The following is a 25,893-nucleotide window of genomic DNA, read 5'->3' as shown; positions in this document are numbered from 1 at the left end:
CAAGGGCCCCCGTCCAACCGATCCATCTCAGACGGAGTGATGCGCTTCAGGCGCTTGCCGGTTCCATGCCGCCCCCGGCCTGGACCTTCGCCTCGGCCGGCTGGTCGAGAACCTTGCCGCGGGGCCCAACCCAGGCGCCGACCCACTTGCGCTGCCACAGGAACAGGCAGCCGAGCACGAGGCCGGTGAACAGGGCGTAGGCCACGAAGCCGGTGGCGAAACCGCCAGTATATTGCTTCGAGAAGCCCATGACGTTGGGCAGGATCGCGCCGCCGAGCGCCCCGACCTCGCCGATCATCGAGCCGGCGACCGCAGTGTTGGTCGGCCAGCGCAGGGGCACGAGCTGGAACAGCGCCCCGTTGCCCGCACCGAGTGCGGCAAAGCAGAGCATGAACAGCAACGTCGTCACGGCGAGCGAGGGCGTGGTGGTCAGCGCCAGGAACGAGCCGATCGCGGCCAGCAGCACCAGGGAGAGGACGAGGATGCCGCCCATCCGGTCGGCGAAGTAGCCGCCGAGGATGCGGATGCCGGAACCCATCAGGGCGGCCAGCATCGTGAGGCGCCCGGCTTCGACCTTCGTGACCCCGAACTGCTCGTAGAAGAAGGTCGGCAGGAAGTTCGACAGTCCGATGAAGCCGCCGAAGGTGATGATGTAGATCAGCGAGAACGACCAGCCGTCCTTGGTGAACAGGCAGGAGACATGCTCCTTGAAGGTCTGGCCGTGGCAGTCCGGCGGCTCCTTGGCGAGGACAATCATCACGAGGATCGGGATGATCATCACGAGGCCGGCAAAGCCGTAGACCGCCTGCCAGCCATAGGCCTGTGCCAGCGGCGGCGCGAACAGCACGGCGAGCACGGTGCCGGAATTGCCGGCCCCGGCGATGCCCATGGCGAGCCCCTTGTGCTCCGGCGGGAACCAGCCCGAGCCGAGCGAGAGCGCCACGCCGAACGAGGCGCCGGCGATGCCGAGCAGCACGCCCATGGCGAGCACGTCGTTGTAGGAGGAGACGAAGAAGAAGCCGTAGGCCATCGCCAGAACGATGACGCCCATCTCCGTCAGCGCCGCGTTCTTGCGGCCGATATACTGGGCGAGGATCCCGAGCGGAAAGCGCATGATCGCGCCGGCCAGGATCGGCAGCGAGATCATGAAGCCGGTCTGGGCCGGGGTCAGGCCGTAGGTCTCGGTGATGAACGGACCCATGGCGCCGTTGAGCACCCAGATCGCGAAGCAGAAATCGAAATAGAGGAAGGCGGCGAACAGGGTCGGGGGGTGGCCCGACTTCATCACGGTCTTGAAGGATGCCATCGGCGTGCTCGTTGGGCTCGAAGACGCGCCGCTGGCTTTTAGCCGGGCGCGGTCATTCATGCGGAAGACTGTGTCCGGACATGCGCCGTCCGAGCGCGAGGCGCCGTTGCCCCACTCGCCGCCCAAGGGCTGCGACGCCAGCAATGCAGCCGGCGTGCCAACTCTCTCCCCGCTTGAAACCGACGGCCACGCCCGGATGCGACCGCCGCGTGCTGCCGATGCGGGCACCGCTGCCTATGAACGATGCAGTGGCGACGTTGCCTCAAACAATGGCGGCACCGCGATCCACCACCCGGACCACGCTGCGGCCGCTGCCGCGCTTCTCCACCCGGATCTGCACGGCGATGCGTTCCATCATCCCGGCGACGTGGGTGATGACGCCGACCTTGCGGCCGCGGCCCTGGAGCGTTTCGAGGGCATCGACGGCAAGGTCGAGGGTCTCGGCGTCGAGGGAGCCGAAGCCCTCATCGATGAACAGGGTGTCGACGAAGGATTGCCGCCCTTCGAGGCCGGACAGGGCCAGGGCCAGCGCCAGCGAGACGAGGAAGCGTTCACCGCCCGACAGGCTACGGGTCGCCCGGCGCTCGTCGCCCATGTCGCGGTCCACCACATGCAGGGCGAGGTCGGCGCCGACGCTGCGGGCGAGGCGGTAGCGGGGGCTCAGGGCCCGGAGCTGTTCGTTGGCGAGATGCACGAGGTGATCGAGGGTCACCCCTTGCGCGAAGCGGCGGAAGCGGTCGCCGCCCGCCGAGCCGATGGCCTCCTCGACCCGGTGCCACGTCGTTAGCTCGGCCGTTGCGGCCTCGATCTCCCCTGCGAGGTCGGCGGCCTTGGCGCGGGCGGCCTCGTCCCGGCGCAACTCAGCATCGAGGGCGCCGAGGCGTTGCTGGGCCTGCGCCATGGCGTCGGCGAGCCGGGCCGTCTCGGCTTCAGCAGCGGCAACGTCGATCCCGGCCTCGGTGTCCAGGGCTTCGACATCCGCGCGGCGGGTGGCGAGGGCGGTTCGCGCCGCGGCAGCCTCGCGCTCCAGCCGGTCGAGGCCGGCCCGCAGTGCGTCGCGGGTCTCGGTCGGCACGGCAAGCAGCGCGGCCACCGCCTCGCGCCCGCGCTCGCCGCAGGCCTGCGCGAAGGCGTCGTCGGCCGAGCTGTGGCGGGCGGCGGCTCGCTCCGAGGCCGCGATGGCACCGGCCTCGTCGGTGACGGCAGCGGTCAACGCGCGGGCGGCCTCGGCGCAAGCGGCCTGCGCGGCCTGGAGGGCTTCGCGGGCGGCGCGGCGCTCGTTGTTGAGCCGGGTGCGGTGAGTGCCGGTCGGTTCGCCGCCGAGGAGGCCGGCGCGCTCCGTGCGGGCCTGCTTCAGGCGAGTCTGCCGTTCCTCGGCCTCCGTCCGGGCCTTCACGGCGGCCCGCGTCTCGGCCTCCCGCGCGGATGCGGCGGCGGCCCGTTCGGGCGCCAAGGCGCCGAGTTGCGCCTCCAGTCCGGCAAGCCGGGTCCGCAACGCTGCGTAAGCCTGCCCGAGCGTCGCGACACGGTCGGCGCACATCTCCGGTGCCCGATCGAGATCGGCCAGGCTCAGATCGGCGGCGCTCAGGGCGGGCGAGATCTCATCCGCCAGGTCCGCCACGCGCTGAATGAGGGCGGCCCGCGTGCTCTCCGCGCGCTCGGCCGCGAGCCCCGCCTCGGTCCGGCGCCGGGTGAGGGCGTCGAGCGCGCGGGCCTCCGCTTCGGCCCGCGCCTCCGCCGCGTCGCGTTCGCGGATCAGGCCGTCGATCTCGCCGCGCAGCGTCCGCGCCGTGGCAAGCACCTGCAGCGTGGCGTCGCGTTCGGTGCGGGCGGTCGTCCCGGCCGCGGCGAGCGCTGGCGCATCGGGCCCCGGCGGCAACACGGCCGCGAGGCCAGACGCTTCGAGCGAGGCCAGGAGACCGGGCAGCGTGGCGCGATAGCGGGCCGCGGTGGCCGCCGCTGCCTCGGCTGCCGCAGCAGCCCGCTCCTGGGCGTCGTCGCGCCGGCCCTCCGCCGCCGCGAGGTCACCGCGGGCGCGGTCGCGGGCGGCTTGGTGCTCACCGATGCGGGCATCGAGTTCGGCGCGACGGGTCCGCATCTCCTCGGCGAGACGGCCGAGCGCACCGTCGGATTCGTGGGCGTGGGGATGGTCGGGGCTGCCGCAGACAGGGCAGGGTCCGCCAGCGACGAGCAGGCTGCGCAGCCGAGCAGCCTCGCGCGAGACGCTTTCCTCGGCGAGTTCGGCCAGGGGCGCGATCTCGGCGCGGCGGATCCCGGCCTCGTGCAACGCTTGGTCCTCCGCCCCGCAGCGCGCGGCGGCCTCGGTCGCGACGAGGCCGGCTTCCGCTTCGGCCTCCGCGGCGGCGGCGCGGTCGGCGAGCGCCGTGCCGTGGCGTCCGGCCAGGGCGTAGGCCTCGCGCAGGGCATCGAGCAGCCCTTCGAGAGCCGCGCTGCGCGCCTGCGCGGCGGGCTCGTCGAGTGCAGCGAGCGCCGCCTCACGTTCCGCGCGATCGCCGGCCAACGTCTCCCGGAGGGCACGGAACGCGGCGAGGCGGGCAGTGCCGGCTTCCGACTCGCCGTCGCAGCCGGCGATCTCCGCTCGCCGCGCCGCGCCTTCCTTCCCCGCTGCCTCCGCCTGCTCGTGCAGCCGCGCCCGTTCACGGATGCGCCGGGCGACGTCGTCGCCGCGTTCGGCCAGCGCCGCATGGCTGCGGTCGGCGTCGAGCTGGCGGGCCGCGGCGTCGCGTTCTGCCCGCGCCTCGTCGAGGCGGCGCTCGACGGCGGTGAGCGCGGCATCCGCCGCTGCCGCCGCTTCGTTCGATCGGAGGGCCGCCTGCGCGGCATCGGCCGCTTCCTGCTCGGCGATGGCAATGGTCGCGTCGAGCGCGGCGGCCCGGTCCCAGAGCGGCCCGAAGTTCTTGAAGACGGCTTCCGCCGCCTCGTCCCCGGCATTCGCCTCGGCCCGCCTCGCCTCGGCTGCCTCGGCGGCGTCGCGGGCTGCTCGGACACGGGCACCGGCCGCCTCGACCCGCAGCTGTGCCTCGCCGCGCTCGCGGGCGGTCTCGCCCAACGCCTCCGCCCGTCCGCGCAGCGGCTCGACCGCGTCGAGTTCGGCGAGCCGGGCCCGGTTCGGCCCGGCCGCGTCCAGGCTTTCACCCGCCGATACGGCGCGCCGTTCGGCCTCCGCGAGCGCCGCGCGCGCGGCTTCGATCCGGCGGGCCGTCTCCAGGATGCGGCCGACCGCCGCCTGCTCGCCGCGCCATGTCTCGACCCCGGCGCGCAGAGCCTCGCGCTCGGCGTTGCGGCTCGACAGACTCTCCGCATCGAGCAGACCGATCTCGCCGCGGCGGACCTCCAGCGCTTCGACCGCGCGGCGGTGCTCCTCGTAGCCGAGATGCACCCGCTTCGAGATTTCGGAATAGATCGCCGTGCCGGTGATCTTCTCCAGAAGCTCGGCCCGCTCGCCCTCGGCGGCGAGAAGGAACGCGTCGAACTCGCCCTGCGCCAGCAGCACCGTGCGGCGGAACTGGTCGAAGGTCAGGTCGGTCAGTGCGACCACCCGGTCGAGCACCTGCGTCTTGCCCGCGGCGACGGCGCTGCCGTCGCCGAGCCGGTGCAGGCGCCGACGTTCGGCCTGGAGCTTGCCGTTTGCCCGGTTGCGGGCGCGGTAGGCTTCCCAGCCGACGCGGTAGGCGACGCCGTCCTGGCCGATGAAATCGACCTCGGCATAGCCTGAGCCTGCGCCCCGGCGCAGGATCGCCCGCCCGTCGCTGGCGCTCAGCGCCTCGCCACCGGGATCGGGCACGTCCTCCCGTCGGGTCACGGCGACGCGAGGATAGCGGCCGTAGAGGGCAAGGCAGAGCGCGTCGAGGATGGTGGACTTGCCGGCGCCGGTCTCGCCGGTGATGGCGAACAGACCGGTGGCGCCGAGCGGCTCGGCCGCGAGATCGACCGCGAAGGGCGCGGCGAGGCTCGCGAGGTTCTCGCCGCGGATCGCGAGGATGCGCATGCGCTAAAGCCTCAGGCTTCCGCTCGTGCGCGGTGGAACACGTCGAGATGGACGGGCTCGGGTTCCTCGTCCCATTTGGCGCGGTAGGCGAGGCGGAACAGTTCTTCCGGGTCGCGCTCGGACAGGCGCGGCGGCGGCGCCTCGGATTCCACGATCTCGATCGCGGCCCGCGGCGGCACCGTCACCCGCACGTCGACCACGCGCACCGGAAAGCTCTCGGCGATGCGGTCCACCTCGGCGCGGTAACCGGGCAGCAATCCCTCGCGGGCGAGCCGCACCTGGATGTAGGGCCGCGCCTCCATCGGCAGATCGTCGTCGAGCGCCAGGGCGTTGAGATGGTCCCCGAGATCGGCCAGCGGCATGTCGCCCGATGCCGGCAGGCGCAGGAACGGCACGGGGCGGGGGATCGCGATATGCTCGATGTCCGCCGCGCCCGCGCCGAGCGTCACCAGGGTGACCCCGTGGCGGTAGGGCTGCTCGGCCGCCGAGAGCGGGATCAGCGAGCCGCAATAGCGCACCTGTCCCCGGCCCAGCACCTGCGCCCGGTGGAGATGTCCGAGCGCCACGTAGCGCGCCTCCTCCGGAAACACGTCGGACGGCACGGCATGCTCGCCGCCGACGAGGATGCGCCGCTCCGCCCCCTCCGATTCGAGCCCGCCCGCCACATGGAGATGGCCGGTGACGAGGAGCGGCAGGCCGGCGAGCCGCGGCCGCGCCGCCTCGAACAGCTGGCCGTAGAGGTCGCGAACCGCCCGCACGATCGGCGAGGTCTCGCCGATGCGGGGCTGCCGGCCGAGCGACGAGAGCGGCGGCAGGCAGGCGGCGGTGGGATAGGAGACGGCGAGCACCTGCGCGGCCACCTCCCCGTTGGCCGAGCGAACCGGCACGAGGTGCCGGTCGAGGTCGATCGCGCCGTCGCGGCGGCGGACATTGCCGACAACGTGGACGCCGATGGCTTCGAGCAGCGGGCGCGGTGCTTCCAGCCGCCCGGCGGCATCGTGATTGCCGGCGGTGATGACGATGGTCATGGCCGGCCGCGCCGCGTGGAGCCGCGCCATCAAGGTGTAGAAGCGCGCCTGCGACTCGCCGGACGGGTTCTGGCTGTCGAACACGTCGCCGGCCACGACGAGGGCATCGACCTCGCGCTCCACGACGATGCTCTCGAGACAGCCGAACACCGCGTCGTGCTCGCGTTCGCGCGAGAAGCCGCGCAGCGTCTGGCCGATATGCCAGTCGCCCGTATGGAGAACGCGGATCACTGGAGACGCCACTCACCGCTACCGGGGCCGCGACCGTCGCCGCCTCGAGCGGTTTGTAGCGGGTTCGGCCGCCGGCTTCGAGAGAATCCCGGCCGCGAGGCCGAGATCTCCTGTGTCTTGTGGGCGATCGGCTCAGTGGCAGACGGTGACCGTCTTCACGATCCAGCCCTCGTCGGCCTGCCAGAGCTTGCGCCGCACGCGGTTGCAGTTGGGGGATTCGGCGGCGGTCCAGGCGGTCTGTGGCCCGAGCGTCTGCGGTGCCGCCTGCGCGACCGCCGTCCGCGCCGGGGCCGCCTTGCGGGCGGCGAGGGCCTCGCCGGGCAGAGTCAGGCCGAGGCAAAGCAGTCCGAGCGAGGAGCGGAGGAGGGAGGCGCGCAAGGGAAGGGGTCCGTGGATCGGGCCGAACGGCTACGCTTGATCTAGAGATCGGCTCGGCCAATGCAATTGCCGCCCGCCACAATTCGCCCCGGAATCCGCACCTTTTTTACGAAATCGTTAAAGCTCCTCATTCCGCGCATGGCGGCCGTGCGTGTAACCTTTCGGACACAATGTTCGCACACTTGCCGGTGCAAGAGGCGTGACGGTTGCGTTCGGCCCTGACGCCAGGCCGCTTCCTTGCTAGGGAGCAAGCGGGGCAGTTCAGCCGGCCCGGATGATCGTGACCGTTTCCCGTATTCCGGAGACGTTTCCCGGCCCGGCCTATTCGATCGAGCGATCCATGTCAGTTCAGAACCGCCGTAAGCTTCTTCTCGGAGCCGTGACGAGCCTCGGGCTCGCGAGCCTTCCGGCGCGCGTCCTCGCCCAGAGTTTCGAGGGCTTCGATGACGACCGTCTCTATCAGGACAGCGCCGGCCAACTCTACCGCCGCCGGGGCGGGCAATACGTTCCCTATAACGGCCGGGTGAGCAACGGACGGCCGGTGCCGGATTCGCAGACGGATCTCGACGCCGAGGCCTATGCCCGTCGCCGGGCCGAGCGCACGGGCGAGCCGCCGGCCGCCGAGGCGCCGAACCAGACGCCGCGCCAGCAGCAGGCCGGTTATCCGGTGCCGCCGCAGGAGCCCGATAGCGGCCCGATCGATTACACGCGGGCCTACGCGGCGATCGCCAACGAGCCGTTCCCGGTCCAGGCGATCCCTTACAAGAAGTTCGATCCGGTCTACCTGCGCCAGGAGGTCGATTTCCGCACGAACGAGGCTCCGGGCACCATCGTCGTCGATCCCAAGGCGCACTTCCTCTACCTCGTCCTGCCGAACGGCCGGGCGCGGCGTTACGGCGTCGGCGTGGGCAAGCAGGGCTTCTCGTGGTCGGGCAGCGCCACCGTCAACTCGAAGCAGGCCTGGCCGGATTGGTATCCGCCCAAGGAGATGATCGCCCGCCGGCCGGACCTCGCCCGCGAGGTCGACAAGCTCCAGAGCGGTCTCGGCGTCCCCGGCGGCAGCCGCAACCCGCTCGGCGCCCGGGCCATGTACCTCTGGCAGAACAACAAGGACACGCTGTTCCGCATCCACGGCACGCTGGAGCCGCACTCCATCGGCAAGAGCGTGTCGTCCGGCTGCATCCGCATGATCAATCAGGACGCCATCGACCTGTTCAACCGCGTCGAAGTCGGCGCGAAGGTGGTGGTGCTCGGCTGATCCCGCGATAGTTTCCTCTCACGGTCCGCCCGCCTTCGGACGAAGGGCGCCCGAAACGAGGAAGCATCATGGTCGATCTGATCCCGCGCGCGCATCTCTTCGGTAACCCGACGCGCTACGGTCATCAGATCAGCCCCGACGGGCGCCGGCTCGGTTGGGTGGCGCCCCATGAGAGCGTGCTCAACATCTGGTCGGCGCTGGTCGACGACCTCGATGCGGCCGTGCCCGTCACGGCCGACCGCCGCCGCGGCATCGACGCCTACGCCTTCGCCTATGACGGGCGCCACCTGCTCTACGTGCAGGACGCGGACGGCGACGAGAACAACCACCTCTACGCCGTGGATCTCACCACGGGCGTACGGCGCGACCTGACGCCGATCCCCGGCATTGCCGCGGCGATCGTGGGCTTGAGCCGCATCGTGCGCGACCGCGTGCTCGTCGCGATCAACGACCGCGACCCGCGCTTTCATGATCTCCACAGCGTCGATCTCGCCACCGGCGAGCGCAGCCTCGTGATCGAGAATCCGGGCTTCGCCGGCTTCCTGATCGACGAGCGCTACGCCGTGCGCTTCGCCTTTCGCAACCTTCCGGACGGTTCGAGCCAGTTGATCGCCCCCGACGGTGCGAACTGGAAGCCGTGGCTCACCTTCCCGCCGGAGGATGCCCGCGTCTCCGGCGCGGAGAATCTCGACGCCGCCGGCACCGCCCTGTTCTGCCGCGACAGCCGCGGGCGCAACACCGCCGCACTCACCCGCATCGATCTCGCCACCGGCGAGACCCGCGTGCTCGCCGCGCACGAGGAGGCGGATATCGGCGCGGTGCTGCAGGATGCCGAGACGCACGAGCCGGTCGCCTACTCGGTCACCCATGCCCGCAAATCCTGGCACGTGCTCGACCCGCGCTTGACCGACGACTTCGCCTTCCTCGAAACGCAGGGGCTCGGCGACTGGTATCCGGCGAGCCGCACCGAGGACGATACGCTCTGGATCGTGGTGGCCCGCGCCGACACCCGCGTCGGCGAGGCTGCGATCTACGACCGACGGGCGAAGACGCTGCGCTCGCTCGGCAGCGCCCGGCCGGAGCTGGAGGGTGCGCCGCTCGCCCCGATGAGCCCGGCGATTATCCGCTCCCGTGACGGCCTCGATCTCGTCTCGTATCTCAGCCGCCCGCTCGACGCGCAGGGCCCCGGCCCGCTGGTGCTGCTCGTCCATGGTGGCCCGTGGGCGCGCGACAGCTTCGGCTTCGACGGCATCCATCAATGGCTGGCCAACCGCGGCTATGCCGCGCTCAGCGTCAACTTCCGCTCCTCGACCGGCTTCGGGAAAGCCTTCCTCAATGCGGGCGACCGCGAATGGGGCCGGCGGATGGACGACGACCTCAGCGACGCCGTCGCCTGGGCGGTGGCGCAAGGTGTGTCCGATCCCGCTCGCGTCGCGATCATGGGCGGCAGCTACGGCGGCTATGCCACGCTGATGGCGCTGACCCGTAATCCGGGATCGTACGCCTGCGGCATCGACCTCGTCGGCCCGGCCAACCTCGAAACTTTGGTGCGGACGATCCCGCCCTATTGGGAGGCGATGCGGGCGCAGCTCCACCGCGCCATCGGCAATCCCGATACCGAGGAGGGCATGGCGCTGATCCGCGAGCGCTCCCCGGTCACCTTCGCCGACCGGATCAAGGCGCCGCTCTTGATCGTGCAGGGCGCCAACGATCCGCGGGTCCGCCAAGCCGAATCCGATCAGATGGTCGCGGCGATGGAGCGCGGCGGCATCCCGGTGACGTACCTGCTGTTTCCGGACGAGGGCCACGGCCTCGTGCGCCCGGCCAACCGGCTCGCCTTCTTCGCCCGCGCTGAGGAGTTCCTGGCGCGCCATCTCGGCGGGCGCTGCGAGCCGATCCGCGAGGACGAATCGGCCGGGACGTCGATGCAGGTGGTGCGGGAAGGCTAATCCCGCCGCCGGTTCAGAAAGGGCCGGCGGCGCGCCTCCCGATCATGCAGGGCCATGCCGGCGGCCTTCGCCGGCATGGCGTTTGTTGAGGTGGAAATCCGCGTTCCGTCAGGCGTCGAGCGTCTGATCCTCGTCCTCGTCGTCGATGTCCACGAGGAAGACGATGTCGGCCTCGTCCTCGTCGTCGGAGCCGTCGCCTTTCGCATCGTGCTGTGCGTCGGGCTCGAAATCGCCCTCGCCGTCATCGGCGGCGAGCGCGTCCTCGAACTCTTCGATCTCGTCCTCATTGGCCTTGCGTACGATCAGGTCCGACGTGCCGTTCCAGATCGGCTGGCCGTCGATCGTCATCGTGCGGATGTCTTCCTTGAAGCCGTCGCAGGTGAACAGGTCGCGGGCGGTCGCCTCGTCGCCGTTGATGACCGCGATCGCCTTGCCGTCGATCTCGAGCGTGAACATCGGGACTGTCCTCGAAAGAGGGGAAAGAGCCGCGGGCCGACAGGCGGCGCTGCGCGGGAAACCCGGACCGGACTGGCCGGGTTCGGCGGCGCTTGTAGGACGCCGGGGTCGGATTCGTCGATGGGCGAAAGCCACGCGTTCAGGGCAATCGCCGCAAAGCGACAATCGACGCGCCTGCTTTTGCCTCAGGTGCCGCTGCTGCCCCGCGAGACGGCCCGCTTCACGACGGCTTGAACCTCGCGGTTCGACAGGAACAGATCGTGGTTGAAGAGGCCGCCGCCGTAATCCGAGGCATCGGCCACGCGTACGCCCAAAGCCTCCAGGCGCTCCCGGTCGGCGGCGCCGGCGCGGACGACACCGCCGGCAATGGCGCCCGACAGTTCGAGTGCGCGGTCGTTCGTCGCCGAGATGACGGTGATGCGCTTGGCGTCCGGGCCCAGGCGCTCGACGCCGTTGGCAAACAGGTCGATGTCGATGTCCGGGGCGGCAAGCACCACTGCGCCGATCCGGGCGACCGCCGCCTCGCCGGCCTCCGCCCGCAGCATGCGCAAAGTCTCCAGCGTGAGGAGCGTGCCCATCGAGTGGGCGACGATGTGGATGCGCCCGCCGCTCGGCGTGGTCGCCACGGTCTTCAGGAGGTCCTCGAACGCGTCGCGGGACCACAGCGCGCTCTCGCGGTCGTAGCCGTAATCGAAGGTCGCCGCGGCGGAGGGCCATGTGAACAGGGCCGAGGCGCCGTTGAAGCGGATGCCGTCGGAGAGGCGGGCGGCGCTGACCGCAGCCGATTCGAAGCTTTCGCGGTAGCCATGGACGTAGATCAGCACGTCGCGGCCGAAGGCGGATTGGGCGAAGGCCGCCGCCGCGCCCGACCCCGTCGTGACGTCGCCGACGGAGCGGACGCCCCAATCACCGCCCACCACCGCCGAAACCTTACCGATCAGCGAGCGGTCCGGCGCGGTCATGCGCGCCTCTGCAAAGCTCAGGCCCCGGCCGCGCTCCGAGCCGAAGAACGGCGCCTTCGGCGGATTGCCGGCAGCGGGGCGACGGGTGGTGGCGATGAGGAGCACCGGGCTCACGTCGAGCGCCGACTGCGTTTCGCCGACGGTGCCGGTGGCAAGCCCGTCCATGACGCAGGCCGACAGGGCAGGGGAGAGTCCGGCCACGCCAGCCAACCCCATGAGGCGCAGGAGAGAGCGGCGGGTCGCGTCGGAGGGCTGCATGAGCGGTTTCGAGTCCCCGAGGAATCCCGCTCCGGTGGCAAGCCGGCGCTGGGCGCTCCTCCTTCGCGCAGGATCTTGACCGTGGCGGGGCACGATTGGGATTTTGGGCACTCGACGCCCGCCCGCAGCCCCGGCATGAAGGGGCCATGAGCGCGACCCTTCCCGACATGGACACACTCCGCGAGCGGCTTCTGGCCGGCGACCGGGCGGCGCTCGCCCGCGCCATCACGCTTGCCGAGTCGCGCCGGGCCGATCACCGGGCGGCGGTGCGTGACCTCATCGACGCGGTGCTGCCGCATACGGGGCGGGCGATCCGCGTGGGCATCACCGGCGTGCCGGGCGTCGGCAAGTCCACCACCATCGACGCGCTCGGCTCGCTCCTGACCGCGGCGGGCCACAAGGTGGCGGTGCTCGCCGTCGATCCGTCCTCGACCCGCACCGGCGGCTCGATCCTCGGCGACAAGACGCGGATGGCGCGGCTCGCCATCGACCGCAACGCCTTCATCCGGCCCTCGCCCTCCTCGGGCACGCTCGGCGGCGTCGCGGCCAAGACCCGCGAGACCATGCTCCTGTGCGAGGCGGCCGGCTTCGACGTGATTCTGGTCGAGACCGTCGGCGTCGGCCAGTCGGAGACGGCGGTGGCCGACCTCACCGACTTCTTCCTCGTGCTGATGCTGCCGGGCGCTGGCGACGAGCTTCAGGGCATCAAGAAGGGCATTCTCGAACTCGCCGACATGATCGCGGTCAACAAGGCCGACGATGGCGACGGCGAGCGGCGGGCGAGTGCGGCGGCCTCCGAATACCGCGCCGCGCTCCACATCCTGACACCGCCCTCCGCCACTTGGACGCCGCCGGTGGTCACGATCTCGGGCCTGCACGGCAAGGGGCTCGATTCCCTCTGGAGCCGGATCGAGGATCACCGCGCTAAGCTCACCGCCACCGGCGAGATCGCGGGCAAGCGCCGCGAGCAGGACGTCAAGTGGATGTGGGCTCTCGTCCACGAGCGGCTGCACCAGCGCCTCGTCGGGAGCGCCGAGGTGCGGCAGGCCACCGCCGCGGCGGAGCGGGCGGTCGCGGGCGGCGAACACTCGCCCGCCGCGGGGGCCGATACAATCGCTACCCTGATCGGATTGTGAGCCGTCTGCTCATCACGGGCTTCGGCCCGTTCCCGACCGTGCCCGACAACCCGAGCGGGCGCCTCGCCCGGCGTCTGGCGGCCTCGCCGCATCTGCGCCGCCGGCTCGGCTACGCGCCGGACTGCGTCGTGCTCGATACGCGCTACGACGCCCTCGACACGCAACTCGCTCCGGTTCTGGCGAGGCGGCCGCGTGCCGTGCTGATGATTGGCGTCGCCGCGCGCCGGTCCCGCGTCTGCATCGAGATGCGGGCGGTCAACCGGGTCAGCCGGTTGTTTCCCGATGCGGGTGGGACGGTGGGGAAATCGCTCGCGTTCGAGCCGGATGGACCGGCGCAGCGATGGAGCGGGGCGGCGGCGCAGGTGCAGGTCGCCCTGAAGCGCGCCGGCCTCGATGCCGCCGCTTCACGTGATGCCGGACGCTACCTGTGCAACGCCTCGTATTATCGGGTTCTGGCGACGGGGTGCCCGGCGGTTTTCGTGCACATCCCGATGCCGCCGCGCACCCAGCGTCCGAAGGCCGGCGGAGGCCGCCGGCCCGCGCTCGATCGATGGACCGGAGCCTTGATCGGAGCGGCCCGGGTGCTCGCCTTGCGGGGCAGGGCGCAGCCTTAGAGCATCGTCCCGAAAGGTGGTTGCCGGCCGTCGGAAAAGGACGATGCTCTATTCCGTTCTCAGGCCCATTCGCGCTGGGCGAGCTTCGCCTCGTAGGCGTCGATTGCCGGAGCCTTCTGGTCGAGGGTCAGGCCGATCTCGTCGAGGCCGTTGAGCAGGTTGTGCTTGCGGCCCTCGTCGATATCGAAATGCAGGGTGCCGCCGTCCGGGCCCTTGATGGTCTGCGCCGCCAAATCGATCGTCAGCGTCGCATTGGCGCCGCGCTCCGCGTCTTGGAACAGCTTTTCCAGATCCTCCGGCGAGACGACGATCGCGAGGATGCCGTTCTTGGCGCAGTTGTTGAAGAAGATATCGGCGAAGCTGGTGGAGATGACGCAGCGGATGCCGAAATCGGCCAGCGCCCAGGGCGCGTGCTCGCGCGAGGAGCCGCAGCCGAAATTGTCGCCGACCACCAGGGTCTTGGCGTGGCGGTAGGCCGGCTGGTTGAGGACGAAATCGGGATTCTCCGAGCCGTCGTCGTTGTAGCGCATCTCCGAGAAAAGGCCCTGGCCGAGCCCGGTGCGCTTGATCGTCTTGAGATACTGCTTGGGGATGATGCGGTCGGTATCGATGTTGATGATCCGCATGGGCGCGGCGACGCCCTCCAGGGTCGTGAACTTTTCCATGGGTCTTCTCGAAATCGTCGTCGGCTGCCGGGTACAGAGCCTCCGGCCTCGGTCCGCCGGTCTTTAGCAGTCCACGCGCTTCGCCGGTAGCCGCTCCGTTTCAGCCGGCATTGCGCTTGCGTTATGATAAGATGGGTCGCGAAGGGGGATAGCGAGACCGATGGCCGACACGTCAGACACTTTCAAGAAGGCGCCCAAGCGCAAACCCGCCAAGGGCAAGAGCGTGAGCGTTTCCCCCGAGATGCGCCAAGCCTATGCCGACCTGATCAAGGAGCGGGAGGAAAAGGAGCAGGCCTATGGCCGCCACCTGCGCAAGGACGAGCCCCGGCGGTGACGGCGCGACGCCCCTAAACCGTCCTGAGCGCCGGCCCGCGCCGGACGAAGCCGACGATGTCCTTGACCGCATCCAAGGTCGGCGCCGCGATCGCCTCGGCCCGGCTCGCGCCGTCTCCGAGAACGGAATCGATATAGGCCGGATCGGCGACGAGCCGCTTCATCTCGGCACCGATCGGCGCCAGCGTCTCGACGGCGAGATCGACCAGAGCCGGCTTGAAGCTGGAGAACTGCGCGCCGCCGAAATCCGCCAGCACCTCTTCGCGGGTGATGCCGCGCAGCGCCGCGAAGATTCCGACGAGGTTGTCGGCCTCCGGCCGGCCGGCCAAGCCCGCGACCTCCGAGGGGAGAGGCTCCGGATCGGTCTTGGCCTTGCGCACCTTCTGGGCGATGGCGTCGGCGTCGTCGGTGAGCGCGATGCGCGAGTATTCGGATGGGTCCGACTTCGACATCTTCTTGGTGCCGTCGCGGAGGGACATCACGCGCGCTGCCGGCCCGCCGATCAGCGGTTCAGTGATCGGGAAGAACTGTTCGCCGTGGCCATGCGCCAGGATCGACCCCCCGAAGTCGTTGTTGAACTTCTGCGCGATGTCGCGGGTCAGTTCGAGGTGCTGCTTCTGATCCTCGCCCACGGGCACATGCGTGGCACGATAGGCGAGGATGTCGGCAGCCATCAGCACGGGGTAATCGTAGAGACCGATGGAGGCATTTTCCCGGTCCTTGCCGGCCTTGTCCTTGAACTGCGTCATGCGATTGAGCCAGCCGAGGCGGGCGACGCAGTTGAAGATCCAGGCGAGTTCCGCGTGCTGCGGCACCTGGGACTGATTGAAGACGATGGAACGCTTCGGATCGATGCCGGCGGCGAGGAAGGCGGCCGTCACTTCGCGGATCTGGCCCTTGAGCGCCTCCGGGTCCTGCCACATCGTGATCGCGTGGAGATCGACCACGCAATAGAGGCACTGCGCGTCGCGCTCCTGCATCTCGACGAAGCGCTTGATGGCGCCGAGATAGTTGCCGAGGTGCAAGTTCCCGGTCGGCTGGACGCCGGAGAACACGAGTTCGGTGAACGCGGCCATCGGCGCGGGTCCCTGGAAAGAAGGTCCGGGTCGAGGCGATCTCGCATCCCGCTTGAAGCGGCGGTTTCTGGCACCCGCAGCGGCGGCCGGTCAAGCAGGATGGGCCGCGCTCGGGCGCCCCCCCGTCCCGCAGCCTCGTCATCCGTGAGCGATCACGACGCCCGCGCCGCGTAGGCATTCATGATCGCGGAGAGCAGACCGGGGAACCGTGCCTCCACTTCCGCGCAGCGCGAGTGGTTGCGCATCTCGACGCCGTGGCGCTCGCAGCGGATCAAGCCGGCCTCGCGCAGCACCTTGAAGTGGCTGGACAGCGACGATTTCGGGATCACCTGATCGCCTACCGATGAGAGGGCCGAGCACGCTTCCACGCACCCCGCCTTCGTGATCCGGGCAAAGATGGCCGCCCGGCGCGGATCGGACAGGGCGTGGAGGATCGCCTCCGGCTGGACGTCCTCGATCGCTGGGTGAAACAGGGGCCTCATGATTCATCCATATGGGGGCTTGAACCTTGCTTCGATAGTTCCGAAATCCCGAACTATGGGACTGAGGTGGCCGTATCGGCGCCGGCCCATGTCAAAGGGTTAGCACAGATGTCAAAGCTTGAGGGCAAGGTCGCGGTCGTGACCGGCGCGTCCAAGGGGATCGGTGCCGCCATCGCAAAGGCATTGGCGAAGGATGGCGCGGCCGTCGTCGTCAATTATGCATCGAGCAAGGCCGGCGCGGATGCCGTCGTCGATGCGATCACGGCCGCCGGCGGCAGGGCCGTCGCGGTCCAGGCCGATGTCTCGCAGGCCGCGCAGGCGCGGGACTTGGTCGAGGCGGCGGTGCAGCAGTTCGGCCGGCTCGACGTGCTGGTGAACAATTCCGGCGTCTACGAATTCGCGGCGATCGAGGAAGTAACCGAAGAGCACTACCGCCGCCTCTTCGACGTCAACGTGCTCGGTGTTCTGCTCGCAACCCAGGCGGCATCGAAACACCTGGGGGAAGGCGGAAGCATCATCAACATCTCCTCCGTCATCACCGACGTGCTGATGCCGACGAGTGCAGTCTATAGCGCGACCAAGGGGGCCGTGAACGCGATCTCGGGCGTCCTTGCTAACGAGTTGGCCCCGCGCGCGATCCGGGTCAACGTCGTCAGCCCCGGCTACGTCGTGACCGAGGGCACCCACACCGCCGGTATCGCCGGCTCGGAGATGGAGGCCGGCCTCGTCGCACAGACACCGCTCGGCCGATCCGGCCGACCGGACGACATCGCCGGGGTCGTCGCGTTCCTTGCCTCCGACGATGCCCGCTGGGTGACCGGTGAAGTGATCAACGCCAGCGGCGGCGTTCGCTAAGGCGCTGCGTTTCTATCTCGCACCCACGCGAAGTGGGTGCAGGAAGAAGCTGTGAAGGAGGCGGGCCGGTCATGTTCGATCATTGTCGGCCCGCGTCGTTTCAACGATTCCTGCGGAAGGCGGCAGCCTCGTCAGTGGGTGCGTCGCGTCGAAAACGGTCTCGACCCAAGCCCGTTCGCGGCTCATGTCGCATGCGACCCCGCGGTGAGCTTGACGTTAGGCTTGGAGAGCGGACAATCACATTCTAGTCTTGACGCCCTGAGCCGACGAGGGGCGATGCTCCTGCCGCAAGAGTGGGGTGGTGTCCCGGCCGTCGGTTGGACAGAGCTTTTCGTCGCCTTGAACGACACGGATTGGGGTGCTCGAGCCGGCTTCGACCGCGTCCGGGCCTTCATCGGCCTCGAGCTGCCGATTGGTGGGAAATCGACGGTCGAGATCGGCTACCTGAACCAGATGGCTCGGACGCAGGCCAGCGGGATCGAGCTGGATCACATCCTGTCGCTCAATCTTTTCGTTCGATACTGAGAGGCTCCCCGCATCGCGGTCGACGCCGGCTCGGCGAGGATCGCGGACATCGATCCAGGGGAGCGGTGACGATCCGTTCGGCACCGCTCCTGGTCAAACGCGGCGGACCTCAGAAGACCTGCGCCCCGCCCTCGTTCCGCTTCGGTGCGCCCGGCACGCCGGCCTCCGTATCCGCTCGGTCGGCGGCCCGCTTGTCGAGCGCCCGCTCCACCACCTTGGCGAGCCCGACCATGATCTTGTCGAGTTCGTAGTCCTTCGGCGTGTAGACGGCGGTGACGCCCATGTTCTTGAGCACCAGCTCGTCCTCGGTCGAAATGATGCCGCCGACGACGACCGGCACGTGATCGAGCCCGGCCTCGCGCAGCTTGGCCTTCACCTCGCGCACCAGTGGGACGTGGCTGCCCGACAGCACCGAGAGGCCGATGACGTGGGCGCCGCGTTCCTTCGCCTTGGCGACGATCTCGGTCGGCGTCTGGCGGATGCCGTCATAGGTCACGTCGAAGCCGACGTCGCGGGCGCGCAGCGCGATCTGCTCGGCACCGTTGGAGTGGCCGTCGAGGCCCGGCTTGCCGACGACGAGACGGGGCGTCTCGCCGAGCCGTTCGCCGAGATCGGCGATGAGCAGGCGGGCATCCTCCGCCGCCCCGGAGGTGACGGTCTGCAGTGTCACGCCCGTCGGAGCGCGGTACTCGCCGAATACCTCGCGCAGGCGCTGGCCCCACTCGCCGGTCGTCACGCCCGCTTTCGCGGCGGCGATGGAGGGTGGCATGATGTTGGTGCCCGAGCGCGCGGCCTGTTCCAGATCCGCGAGCGCTTGGCCGACCGCGCGGTCGTCGCGCTTGGAGCGCCACTCGCGGATGCGGGCTTCGGCCTCCATCTCCACCGTCTCCGAGACGGTGAAGATCGCGCCGTCCCCGGCCGTCAGCGGCGAGGGTTCGCCCTGCTGCCACTTGTTGACGCCGACGACGATCTGCTCGCCCTTCTCGATCGCCGAGATGCGCCGGGCATTCGACTCGACCAGCGCCCGCTTGAGTTCGCCCGCCTCCACCGCCGTGACCGCTCCGCCGATCTCGGCGATGCGCGTCAGCTCGGCCCGGGTCTGCTCCTTGAGCGCCTCGACGCGGGCCTCGATCACCGTCGAGCCGTCGAAGATGTCGTCGTATTCCAGCAGGTCGGTCTCGAAGGCGAGGATCTGCTGCATCCGCATCGACCATTGCTGGTCCCACGGGCGCGGCAGGCCGAGCGCCTCGTTCCAGGCCGGAAGCTGCACCGCGCGGGCGCGGGCGCGCTTCGAGAGTGTCACCGCCAGCATCTCGATGAGGATGCGGTGGACGTTGTTCTCGGGCTGCTGCTCCGTCAGTCCGAGGCTGTTGACCTGCACGCCGTAGCGGAAAATCCGCTTCTTGGCGTCGGTGATGCCGTAGCGCTCCTGGGCGATCTCGTCCCACAGCTCGGCGAATGCCCGCATCTTGCAGATCTCGGTGACGAACCGCATGCCGGCGTTCACGAAGAACGAGATCCGGCTGAAGACATCGGAGAAGCTGGCCTCGTCGAAATCGGGATCGTCGCGCACCGTGTCGAGCACGGCGATGGCGATGGCCAGCGCGTAGGACAGTTCCTGAACCGGCGTCGCCCCCGCCTCCTGCAGATGGTAGGAGCAGACGTTCATCGGGTTCCACTTGGGCACGTTTTTGGTCGTGAACAGGATCACGTCCTTGGTGAGCCGAAGCGAGGGCGCGGGCGGAAACACGTAGGTGCCGCGCGAGAGATATTCCTTGATAATGTCGTTCTGCGTGGTGCCCTGGAGTGCCGCGAGCGGCGCGCCCTGCTCCTCGGCGACCGCGAGATAGAGCGACAACAGCCACGGCGCCGTGGCGTTGATCGTCATCGAGGTGTTCATCTGCGCCAGCGGGATCTGGTCGAACAGGGCCCGCATGTCGCCGAGATGCGCGATCGAGACGCCGACCTTGCCGACCTCGCCGCGGGCGAGTTCGTGATCCGGGTCGTAGCCGGTCTGCGTGGGAAGATCGAAGGCGACCGAGAGGCCGGTCTGACCCTTGGCGAGGTTACCGCGATAGAGCTTGTTCGACTCCGCCGCCGTGGAATGCCCCGCATAGGTGCGGATGATCCACGGCTTGTCGCGCTTGACCTCGGCGACGCTCGCTTGCGCGCTCATCCCACTCGACTCCCTGTCCGATGCGATCGCGCGCCTCGATGCGCGGCCGTTGGCCGGCACCGTAGCGAAGCCGCCGCGTCGCGTCATCTGGGAGAAAGGTCGAGGGTGCGTGCCTCAAGCCCTGGAAAAACTTGATGTGGTGGTGAAGCGGATTTGTCGTTGGGCCGCCGGCTCCCGACACAATGCGAGCCCTCCGCGCCGTTCAATTTGCAGCGATCTCTCGACCGTACGGCGACAGATGCTCCGTATCGTTGCAGAATCGAATGGCTCCAAGTTCGGCCTCGCGCGTTGGGGCGGCAACGTTCGCACGGCGTAAAGCTGGTTGCGACGCCCGCCCGCAGAGGCATCGACAAGGAGAAACATGCGATGGCAGACCAGGGCCCGCGCCTGACCACAGCTTTCGGAAACCCGATTTCCGACAACCAGAATTCGCTCACCGCCGGCCCGCGCGGCCCGGTGTTGATGCAAGACTACCATCTCATCGAGAAGATGGCCCACTTCAACCGGGAGCGGATCCCGGAGCGAGTGGTGCACGCCAAGGGCTACGGCGCCTACGGCACGTTCCGGCTCACCAAGAGTCTGTCCGAGTTCACCCGCGCCAAGGTTCTGACCGAAATCGGCAAGGATGTGCCGATGGTCGCCCGCTTCTCGACCGTCGGCGGCGAGTCCGGTTCGGCCGACACCGCGCGCGACCCGCGCGGCTTCGCCCTCAAGTTCTACACGGAGGAGGGCAACTGGGATCTCGTCGGCAACAACACGCCGATCTTCTTCGTGCGCGACGCGATCAAGTTCTCGGACTTCATCCGCACCCAGAAGCGCGATCCGCGCACCCACCTCAAGCCGCACTGGCGCCGCTGGGATTTCTGGAGCCTGTCGCCGGAGGCGATCCATCAGGTGATGTTCCTGTATTCGGATCGGGGCACGCCGAAATCGGCGCGCTTCATGAACGGTTACGGCTCGCACACCTTCTCGCTGTGGAACGACCGGGGCGAGCGCCACTGGGTGAAGTTCCACTTCCACACCAAGCAGGGCATCCAGAACTTCTCGGCCGATGAGGCCGATGAGGTGGCGGGCAAGGATCCGGACTACTCCTCCGCCGATCTCTCCAACGCTATCGAAAAAGGCGACTTCCCGAAATGGAAGGTCTCCGTCCAACTCATGCCGGAGATGGACGCCGACACCTACCGCATCAACCCGTTCGACCTCACCAAGGTCTGGCCGCACAGCGACTATCCGCTGATCGAGATCGGCGAGATGGAGCTGAACCGCAATCCCGAGAACTACTTCGCCGAGATCGAGCAATCCGCCTTCGAGCCCTCGAACGTGGTGCCCGGTATCGGCTTCTCGCCGGACAAGATGCTGCAGAACCGGGTGCTGTCCTATGCCGACGCGCACCGCTACCGGCTCGGCGTGAACTACCAGCAGATCCCCGTGAACCAAGCGAAGAAGGCTGACGTTCAGACCTATCACCGCGACGGCGCCATGCGCACCGACGGCAATCACGGCGCTCAGGTCGATTACGAGCCGAACTCTTTCGGCGGTCCGAAACAGGACCCGTCCTTCAGCGAGCCGCCGCTGCGGATTCGGGGTGATGCCGGCCGCTACGGATGGCCGGGCGACGACGAGGATCTCTACGGCCAGCCCAAGCTGTTCTGGACCAAGGTGCTCGACGAGGGCGGCCGCAAGCGGCTCGTCGAAAACATCGTCACCTCCATGGGTGACAGCCCGCGCAACATTCAGGAGCGGATGATCGCTCACTGGTTCAAGGTGCACGAGGATTTCGGGCGCGGCGTCGCGCAAGGGCTCGGCATCGACACCGCGAGGGCCGCCGCCGAGTAGTCATCTCAACGTTATTTTGAATACAGGGGCACCGGCTTCGGTCGGTGCCTCTTTTTTGTGCGGATGTGCCAAAGCCTTGCCTTTTAGGCCACTTGGAAGGCCGGAAACATCGTGCTTATAGCGTCGGCCAAGGTCGCGCGGTTCGTCACGCGCGTGCCAGGATAGACAGGGAGTGCCACGATGGCTGCAAGCGCAGCACCGGCCTGGACCGGGCAGACGGCGGAAGCCAAGGACCTTTACGAGCTCGGCGAGATCCCCCCGCTCGGCCACGTGCCTGCCAAGATGTATGCCTGGGCGATCCGCCGCGAGCGCCACGGGCCGCCGGAGCAGTCGCACCAACTTGAAGTGCTGCCCGTTTGGGAGATCGGCGACGACGAGGTGCTCGTCTACGTCATGGCTGCAGGCGTGAACTACAACGGTGTCTGGGCCGGCCTCGGCGAGCCGATCTCGCCCTTCGACGTGCACAAGGGCGAGTACCACATCGCCGGCTCGGACGCGTCGGGCATCGTCTGGAAGGTCGGCGCCAAGGTGAAGCGCTGGAAGGTCGGCGATGAGGTCATCGTCCACTGCAACCAGGACGACGGCGACGACGAGGAGTGCAACGGCGGCGACCCGATGTTCTCGCCGACCCAGCGGATCTGGGGTTACGAGACCGGCGACGGTTCGTTCGCGCAGTTCTGCCGGGTGCAGTCGCGCCAGCTCATGGCCCGCCCCAAGCACCTGACCTGGGAGGAGGCGGCCTGCTACACGCTGACGCTGGCCACCGCCTACCGCATGCTGTTCGGCCACGCGCCGCACACCGTTCGTCCGGGCCAGAACGTGCTGATCTGGGGCGCCTCCGGTGGCCTCGGCGTGTTCGGTGTCCAGCTCTGCGCGGCTTCGGGCGCCAACGCGATCGCCGTGATCTCGGACGAGTCGAAGCGCGACTACGTGATGAGCCTCGGTGCCAAGGGCGTCATCAACCGCAAGGACTTCGCCTGCTGGGGGCAGCTCCCCACGGTCAACAGCCCTGAATACAACACCTGGCTCAAGGAGGCCCGGAAGTTCGGCAAGGCGATCTGGGACATCACCGGCAAGGGCAACGACGTCGACATCGTCTTCGAGCACCCCGGTGAGCAGACCTTCCCGGTCTCGACTCTGGTGGCCAAGCGCGGCGGCATGATCGTGTTCTGCGCCGGCACCACAGGCTTCAACATCACCTTCGACGCCCGCTACGTCTGGATGCGGCAGAAGCGCGTTCAGGGCTCGCACTTCGCCCACCTCAAGCAGGCCTCGGCCGCCAACCAGTTCGTGATGGACCGGCGGGTCGATCCCTGCATGAGCGAGGTGTTCCCCTGGGACAAGATCCCGGCGGCGCACACCAAGATGTGGAAGAACCAGCACCCGCCGGGCAACATGGCGGTGCTCGTCAACGCGACGCGCGCGGGTCTGCGCACGGTCGAGGACGTGATCGAGGCCGGTCCGCTCAAGGCGATGTAAGCCGTTCGATCCGACCGAAAGGAACGCCCGCGCTTCCGCTTGGAGGCGCGGGCGTTCTCGTTTCGACGCGTCAGCGCACCCGGTCGATCGGTCGTTGCGGTGTGCCGATCGTGGTGTGGAACGGTCGTTCGCCGCCGCCCTTCTCGAAAGCGACGATGCTGTCGTAGACGTGGATCGCGCCGATGCTCCGGCCGATCTCCTGCGCGCCCCGGTCGTGATACCAAGCGTGCATGTCGTCGATGAACGCCTTCGTCATCTCGAGGAACGTGCCCCGGCGGCGATAGCCGCCCTCGTAGTCACGCCAGTACGATGTGTGCAGGTCTTCAGCGACGTAGAGACCGTCCTGCGCCAGGAGCGGAAACAGCGTCTCGAAGCTCACCCGCTGGTGGCTCGCGACGTGGCTGCCGTCGTCCAGGACGACATCGACGCCGCCCATCTCCTCGACCACAGACCGAAGGAAGGCGGGGTCGGCCTGCGAGCCGATACGGACCTGCGCGGCGTGACCGTCGAACACCGCGCAGCGCGGATCGACATCGATGCCGTAGAGGATGGCGCTCGGTCCGAAGAAGCGACGCCAGAGGTCGAGGGAGCCTCCCTCGTACACGCCGATCTCGAGAAAGCGCAGCGGTCGGCCGTCCGGCCTGCCGTCGCGGAAGGGCGCGAACAGCCGGCTGTAGATCGGCAGGAAGTGGTTCCACTTGTTGATCAGGTGGTCGCCGTCATAGCCGTAGAACAGCTTCGAGAAGGCGTCGTCGCCCCGCGTCTTCACCTCGGCCAGATCGCGATAGAAATCATTGGCCGGGCTGTCACGAAACAAGCCGGCCGATTTGGCGACGGACTTGAGTGCGCGCTTGATCTGCGGATGATTGTGCAGCGTTCGTTTGAGAAGCGTCATGCCGAGATGCGGCCCGTCGTGCTGTTCGAGGTCGCGCGCACGAAGCACGACCCGGCGCGGCTCGTAAAGCCGGCCGGGTCGAACGAGCGCGAGGGATGACGCTGGTCGGGCTCAGGCCTCGCCGCGGGCGACGAGGGCCTCATATTCGGGGACTTCGAGCCGGCCTTCCTTGGCGACGCGCGCCTTGTCCTCGTCGCTGATGACGTCACCGGCGAGGTCGAGCCGCTTCCAGGCCGCGAGCGGCGTCTCGCGGCCGGGGCGGGGGACATACTTGTTCTGCTCGAGCTTCTTGTACTTATGGATGTAGCGCGGGCAGTTGATCCAGATCTTTGTCACATCGATCCGCACGAGATACTTCGCCTCCGTGTACTCGGCCATCAGCGGATCGTCGCGCAGCAGCGAGGCGTGACCCTGAACCCGGATGCGGTGCGGCGTCTCGAAGTCGATGAACAGGAGGCCGATCTTGGCCTGCCCCGCGATGTTGCCCATCGAGTAGAACATCCCGTTGCCGTCGAAGCCGGGGAAGACCAGCGTCGAGCCGTCGACCACCTTCACGAAGCCGGTCGGGCCGCCCTTGTAGGAAACGGTCGGCATGCCGTCGGGATCGGCGGTCGAGAGGAAGAACATATCGCGCGAGGCGATGAAGGCGGCCTCGTCGGGTTGGATCGTCTCGTGCACCCAATCCTCGTCGAGGCGCACGGCGAGCTTGGTGGTGCCGAATTCCTCCTGGAGGGCGCGGTGCGCCTCCGAGTAGAGCGATGCCATCTGCGTCTCCTCCGGGGCCCGTTGCTCGGGCCTCCTCGGGGAGCGTTTAAGGCAAAGATCCAATGCCGCAAACGGGGCCGCGAAAAAGGCCGGTCACGCTCGCGCGAACCGGCCTTCGTCATCGTGGCGGAGGCCGGGGCAGCCCGGTCTCCGAGTCCGGAAAGGTCAGTTCTTGGTCTTGTCGACCAAGGCCTTCTCGGAGATCCAGGGCATCATGCCGCGGAGCTTGGCGCCGACTTCCTCGATCGGGTGGGCGGCGAGCTTGGCGCGGGTGGCCTTGAACGAGGTCTGGCCGACCTTGTTCTCCAGCATCCAGTTGCGGGTGAAGATGCCCGACTGGATGTCGTTGAGGACGCGCTTCATCTCGGCCTTGGTCTCGGGCGTGACGATGCGCGGGCCGGTGACGTACTCGCCGTACTCGGCGGTGTTCGAGATCGAGTAGTTCATGTTGGCGATGCCGCCCTCGTAGATGAGGTCGACGATCAGCTTCACTTCGTGCAGGCACTCGAAATAGGCCATCTCGGGGGCGTATCCCGCCTCGACCAGCGTCTCGAAACCGGCCTTGATCAGCTCGACGAGGCCGCCGCAGAGCACGGCCTGCTCACCGAACAGATCGGTCTCGCACTCTTCCTTGAAGGTCGTTTCGATGATGCCGGCGCGGCCGCCGCCATTGGCCGAGGCGTAGGAGAGGCCGAGGTCGTGGGCGTTGCCCGAGGCGTCCTGGGCGATGGCGATCAGGGTCGGCACGCCGCCGCCCTTGAGGTACTCGCCGCGCACCGTGTGGCCGGGGCCCTTCGGGGCGACCATGAGCACGTCGAGGTCCTTGCGGGGCTCGATCAGGTTGAAGTGCACGTTGAGGCCGTGGGCGAACAGGAGCGCGGCGCCCTGCTTCATGTTCGGCTCCAGCGACTCCTTGTAGATGTCGCCCTGCAGCTCGTCCGGGGTGAGCATCATCACCACGTCGCCCCACTTGGCGGCGTCGGCGACGTTCATCACCTTGAAGCCCTCGTGCTCGGCCTTCTTGGCGGTGGCGGAGCCTTCGCGCAGGGCGATGACGATGTCCTTGACGCCCGAATCGCGCAGGTTCAGCGCATGGGCATGGCCCTGGGAGCCGTAGCCGACGATGACGACGTTCTTGCCCTTGATCAGGTTCAGGTCGGCATCGCGATCGTAATAGACGCGCATGGTGGTGTCCTCTCTCGTGTCAGTGGATTCGGT

At 68.6% G+C, this 25,893-nt stretch carries 22 protein-coding genes; 9 read left to right on the top strand and 13 right to left on the bottom strand.

Annotated elements, in window-relative coordinates:
- Positions 1 to 46: 46 nt before the first annotated feature.
- From Y590_RS00930 to Y590_RS00915, 4 genes are all read right to left on the bottom strand, one after another.
- Complete coding sequence (locus tag Y590_RS00930) at positions 47 to 1,306, bottom strand: MFS transporter (protein ID WP_060768249.1); 1,260 nt, start codon at positions 1,304 to 1,306, stop codon at positions 47 to 49.
- Between the two features lie 262 nt (positions 1,307 to 1,568).
- Positions 1,569 to 5,315 (bottom strand): AAA family ATPase, encoded by a 3,747-nt coding sequence (locus Y590_RS00925; RefSeq protein WP_060768248.1) that lies wholly within the window; start codon positions 5,313 to 5,315, stop codon positions 1,569 to 1,571.
- 11 nt (positions 5,316 to 5,326) lie between these two features.
- Positions 5,327 to 6,574 (bottom strand): exonuclease SbcCD subunit D, encoded by a 1,248-nt coding sequence (locus tag Y590_RS00920; protein ID WP_060768247.1) that lies wholly within the window; start codon positions 6,572 to 6,574, stop codon positions 5,327 to 5,329.
- Positions 6,575 to 6,706: 132 nt separating this feature from the next.
- Positions 6,707 to 6,952, bottom strand: coding sequence for a hypothetical protein (locus tag Y590_RS00915; protein WP_060768246.1), 246 nt, complete (start codon positions 6,950 to 6,952; stop codon positions 6,707 to 6,709).
- A 340-nt stretch (positions 6,953 to 7,292) separates the two neighbouring features.
- Here Y590_RS00915 and Y590_RS00910 point away from each other — a divergent pair, with 340 nt between their 5' ends.
- Both Y590_RS00910 and Y590_RS00905 read left to right on the top strand, forming a co-directional pair.
- Positions 7,293 to 8,210, top strand: coding sequence for a L,D-transpeptidase (locus Y590_RS00910; RefSeq protein WP_060772096.1), 918 nt, complete (start codon positions 7,293 to 7,295; stop codon positions 8,208 to 8,210).
- 68 nt (positions 8,211 to 8,278) lie between these two features.
- Complete coding sequence (locus tag Y590_RS00905; RefSeq protein WP_060768245.1) at positions 8,279 to 10,159, top strand: S9 family peptidase; 1,881 nt, start codon at positions 8,279 to 8,281, stop codon at positions 10,157 to 10,159.
- A 108-nt stretch (positions 10,160 to 10,267) separates the two neighbouring features.
- On the opposite strand, the gene Y590_RS00900 is transcribed toward Y590_RS00905, so the two are convergent.
- Together Y590_RS00900 and Y590_RS00895 are read right to left on the bottom strand one after the other, a co-directional pair.
- Positions 10,268 to 10,615: a hypothetical protein gene (locus tag Y590_RS00900; RefSeq protein ID WP_060768244.1), complete on the bottom strand. Its 348-nt coding sequence runs from the start codon at positions 10,613 to 10,615 to the stop codon at positions 10,268 to 10,270.
- A gap of 185 nt (positions 10,616 to 10,800) precedes the next feature.
- A complete protein-coding gene (locus Y590_RS00895) occupies positions 10,801 to 11,835 on the bottom strand; it encodes an alpha/beta hydrolase (RefSeq protein ID WP_060768243.1) in 1,035 nt (344 codons plus the stop codon).
- A gap of 146 nt (positions 11,836 to 11,981) precedes the next feature.
- Here Y590_RS00895 and meaB point away from each other — a divergent pair, with 146 nt between their 5' ends.
- Both meaB and Y590_RS00885 read left to right on the top strand, forming a co-directional pair.
- Positions 11,982 to 12,971, top strand: a complete 990-nt coding sequence (gene meaB / locus Y590_RS00890) for a methylmalonyl Co-A mutase-associated GTPase MeaB (protein WP_060768242.1) — start codon at positions 11,982 to 11,984, stop codon at positions 12,969 to 12,971.
- Complete coding sequence (locus tag Y590_RS00885; protein WP_060768241.1) at positions 12,968 to 13,585, top strand: pyroglutamyl-peptidase I; 618 nt, start codon at positions 12,968 to 12,970, stop codon at positions 13,583 to 13,585. Before meaB ends, Y590_RS00885 begins: the two co-directional genes overlap by 4 nt.
- 59 nt (positions 13,586 to 13,644) lie before the next feature.
- Here the strand turns inward: Y590_RS00885 and leuD are convergent, their stop codons facing one another.
- Entirely contained in the window at positions 13,645 to 14,250 is a 606-nt protein-coding gene (leuD, locus tag Y590_RS00880; RefSeq protein ID WP_012252105.1) for a 3-isopropylmalate dehydratase small subunit, read from the bottom strand.
- Between the two features lie 160 nt (positions 14,251 to 14,410).
- On the opposite strand from leuD, the gene Y590_RS26900 reads away from it, so the two are divergent.
- On the top strand, positions 14,411 to 14,584 hold the full coding sequence (locus Y590_RS26900; RefSeq protein WP_003597291.1) for a hypothetical protein: 174 nt from the start codon (positions 14,411 to 14,413) through the stop codon (positions 14,582 to 14,584).
- A 13-nt stretch (positions 14,585 to 14,597) separates the two neighbouring features.
- Here Y590_RS26900 and trpS read toward each other — a convergent pair whose 3' ends face one another.
- Positions 14,598 to 15,659 (bottom strand): tryptophan--tRNA ligase, encoded by a 1,062-nt coding sequence (gene trpS, locus Y590_RS00875; protein WP_060768240.1) that lies wholly within the window; start codon positions 15,657 to 15,659, stop codon positions 14,598 to 14,600.
- 152 nt (positions 15,660 to 15,811) lie between these two features.
- Positions 15,812 to 16,141, bottom strand: a complete 330-nt coding sequence (locus tag Y590_RS00870; protein WP_060768239.1) for an ArsR/SmtB family transcription factor — start codon at positions 16,139 to 16,141, stop codon at positions 15,812 to 15,814.
- A 108-nt stretch (positions 16,142 to 16,249) separates the two neighbouring features.
- On the opposite strand from Y590_RS00870, the gene Y590_RS00865 reads away from it, so the two are divergent.
- Both Y590_RS00865 and Y590_RS00860 read left to right on the top strand, forming a co-directional pair.
- A complete protein-coding gene (locus Y590_RS00865) occupies positions 16,250 to 16,996 on the top strand; it encodes a glucose 1-dehydrogenase (protein ID WP_060768238.1) in 747 nt (248 codons plus the stop codon).
- Between the two features lie 276 nt (positions 16,997 to 17,272).
- Positions 17,273 to 17,521 (top strand): DUF2490 domain-containing protein, encoded by a 249-nt coding sequence (locus Y590_RS00860; RefSeq protein ID WP_286161832.1) that lies wholly within the window; start codon positions 17,273 to 17,275, stop codon positions 17,519 to 17,521.
- A 109-nt stretch (positions 17,522 to 17,630) separates the two neighbouring features.
- Here Y590_RS00860 and Y590_RS00855 read toward each other — a convergent pair whose 3' ends face one another.
- Positions 17,631 to 19,697, bottom strand: coding sequence for a methylmalonyl-CoA mutase family protein (locus tag Y590_RS00855; RefSeq protein ID WP_060768237.1), 2,067 nt, complete (start codon positions 19,695 to 19,697; stop codon positions 17,631 to 17,633).
- Positions 19,698 to 20,063: 366 nt separating this feature from the next.
- Here Y590_RS00855 and Y590_RS00850 point away from each other — a divergent pair, with 366 nt between their 5' ends.
- Both Y590_RS00850 and ccrA read left to right on the top strand, forming a co-directional pair.
- The gene (locus Y590_RS00850) at positions 20,064 to 21,536 is read left to right on the top strand and encodes a catalase (protein WP_060768236.1); all 1,473 of its coding nucleotides are present in this window, start codon (positions 20,064 to 20,066) and stop codon (positions 21,534 to 21,536) included.
- A gap of 180 nt (positions 21,537 to 21,716) precedes the next feature.
- A complete protein-coding gene (gene ccrA / locus Y590_RS00845; RefSeq protein WP_060768235.1) occupies positions 21,717 to 23,015 on the top strand; it encodes a crotonyl-CoA carboxylase/reductase in 1,299 nt (432 codons plus the stop codon).
- A 70-nt stretch (positions 23,016 to 23,085) separates the two neighbouring features.
- Here ccrA and Y590_RS00840 read toward each other — a convergent pair whose 3' ends face one another.
- The 3 genes from Y590_RS00840 to ilvC all read right to left on the bottom strand — a co-directional run bounded on the left by Y590_RS00840 (position 23,086) and on the right by ilvC (position 25,860).
- Positions 23,086 to 23,958 carry a class I SAM-dependent methyltransferase gene (locus Y590_RS00840; protein ID WP_286161831.1) on the bottom strand — a complete coding sequence of 291 codons (873 nt, stop codon included), beginning with the start codon at positions 23,956 to 23,958 and terminating at the stop codon, positions 23,086 to 23,088.
- A gap of 63 nt (positions 23,959 to 24,021) precedes the next feature.
- Positions 24,022 to 24,675 carry a pyridoxamine 5'-phosphate oxidase family protein gene (locus tag Y590_RS00835; protein ID WP_060768233.1) on the bottom strand — a complete coding sequence of 218 codons (654 nt, stop codon included), beginning with the start codon at positions 24,673 to 24,675 and terminating at the stop codon, positions 24,022 to 24,024.
- A gap of 165 nt (positions 24,676 to 24,840) precedes the next feature.
- Entirely contained in the window at positions 24,841 to 25,860 is a 1,020-nt protein-coding gene (gene ilvC / locus Y590_RS00830; RefSeq protein WP_003597269.1) for a ketol-acid reductoisomerase, read from the bottom strand.
- Positions 25,861 to 25,893: the final 33 nt, after the last annotated feature.

This window comes from Methylobacterium sp. AMS5 (assembly GCF_001542815.1).
Lineage (GTDB): Bacteria > Pseudomonadota > Alphaproteobacteria > Rhizobiales > Beijerinckiaceae > Methylobacterium.
Note: the sequence above shows the minus strand (reverse complement) of the source record. Positions and strands in the feature narration are given on the sequence as shown.

Bases quoted from the DNA above. Each gene is read 5' to 3' on its own strand.
- Y590_RS00925 (WP_060768248.1), bottom strand. From the start codon at position 5,315: ATGCGCATCCTCGCGATCCGCGGCGAGAACCTCGCGAGCCTCGCCGCG.
- meaB (WP_060768242.1), top strand. From the start codon at position 11,982: ATGAGCGCGACCCTTCCCGACATGGACACACTCCGCGAGCGGCTTCTG.
- Y590_RS00850 (WP_060768236.1), top strand. From the start codon at position 20,064: ATGGCAGACCAGGGCCCGCGCCTGACCACAGCTTTCGGAAACCCGATT.
- ilvC (WP_003597269.1), bottom strand. From the start codon at position 25,860: ATGCGCGTCTATTACGATCGCGATGCCGACCTGAACCTGATCAAGGGC.
- Y590_RS00860 (WP_286161832.1), top strand. From the start codon at position 17,273: ATGCTCCTGCCGCAAGAGTGGGGTGGTGTCCCGGCCGTCGGTTGGACA.
- Y590_RS00835 (WP_060768233.1), bottom strand. From the start codon at position 24,675: ATGGCATCGCTCTACTCGGAGGCGCACCGCGCCCTCCAGGAGGAATTC.
- Y590_RS00855 (WP_060768237.1), bottom strand. From the start codon at position 19,697: ATGAGCGCGCAAGCGAGCGTCGCCGAGGTCAAGCGCGACAAGCCGTGG.
- Y590_RS00900 (WP_060768244.1), bottom strand. From the start codon at position 10,615: ATGTTCACGCTCGAGATCGACGGCAAGGCGATCGCGGTCATCAACGGC.
- leuD (WP_012252105.1), bottom strand. From the start codon at position 14,250: ATGGAAAAGTTCACGACCCTGGAGGGCGTCGCCGCGCCCATGCGGATC.
- Y590_RS26900 (WP_003597291.1), top strand. From the start codon at position 14,411: ATGGCCGACACGTCAGACACTTTCAAGAAGGCGCCCAAGCGCAAACCC.
- Y590_RS00905 (WP_060768245.1), top strand. From the start codon at position 8,279: ATGGTCGATCTGATCCCGCGCGCGCATCTCTTCGGTAACCCGACGCGC.
- trpS (WP_060768240.1), bottom strand. From the start codon at position 15,659: ATGGCCGCGTTCACCGAACTCGTGTTCTCCGGCGTCCAGCCGACCGGG.
- Y590_RS00895 (WP_060768243.1), bottom strand. From the start codon at position 11,835: ATGCAGCCCTCCGACGCGACCCGCCGCTCTCTCCTGCGCCTCATGGGG.
- Y590_RS00910 (WP_060772096.1), top strand. From the start codon at position 7,293: ATGTCAGTTCAGAACCGCCGTAAGCTTCTTCTCGGAGCCGTGACGAGC.
- Y590_RS00870 (WP_060768239.1), bottom strand. From the start codon at position 16,141: ATGAGGCCCCTGTTTCACCCAGCGATCGAGGACGTCCAGCCGGAGGCG.
- Y590_RS00930 (WP_060768249.1), bottom strand. From the start codon at position 1,306: ATGGCATCCTTCAAGACCGTGATGAAGTCGGGCCACCCCCCGACCCTG.
- Y590_RS00865 (WP_060768238.1), top strand. From the start codon at position 16,250: ATGTCAAAGCTTGAGGGCAAGGTCGCGGTCGTGACCGGCGCGTCCAAG.
- ccrA (WP_060768235.1), top strand. From the start codon at position 21,717: ATGGCTGCAAGCGCAGCACCGGCCTGGACCGGGCAGACGGCGGAAGCC.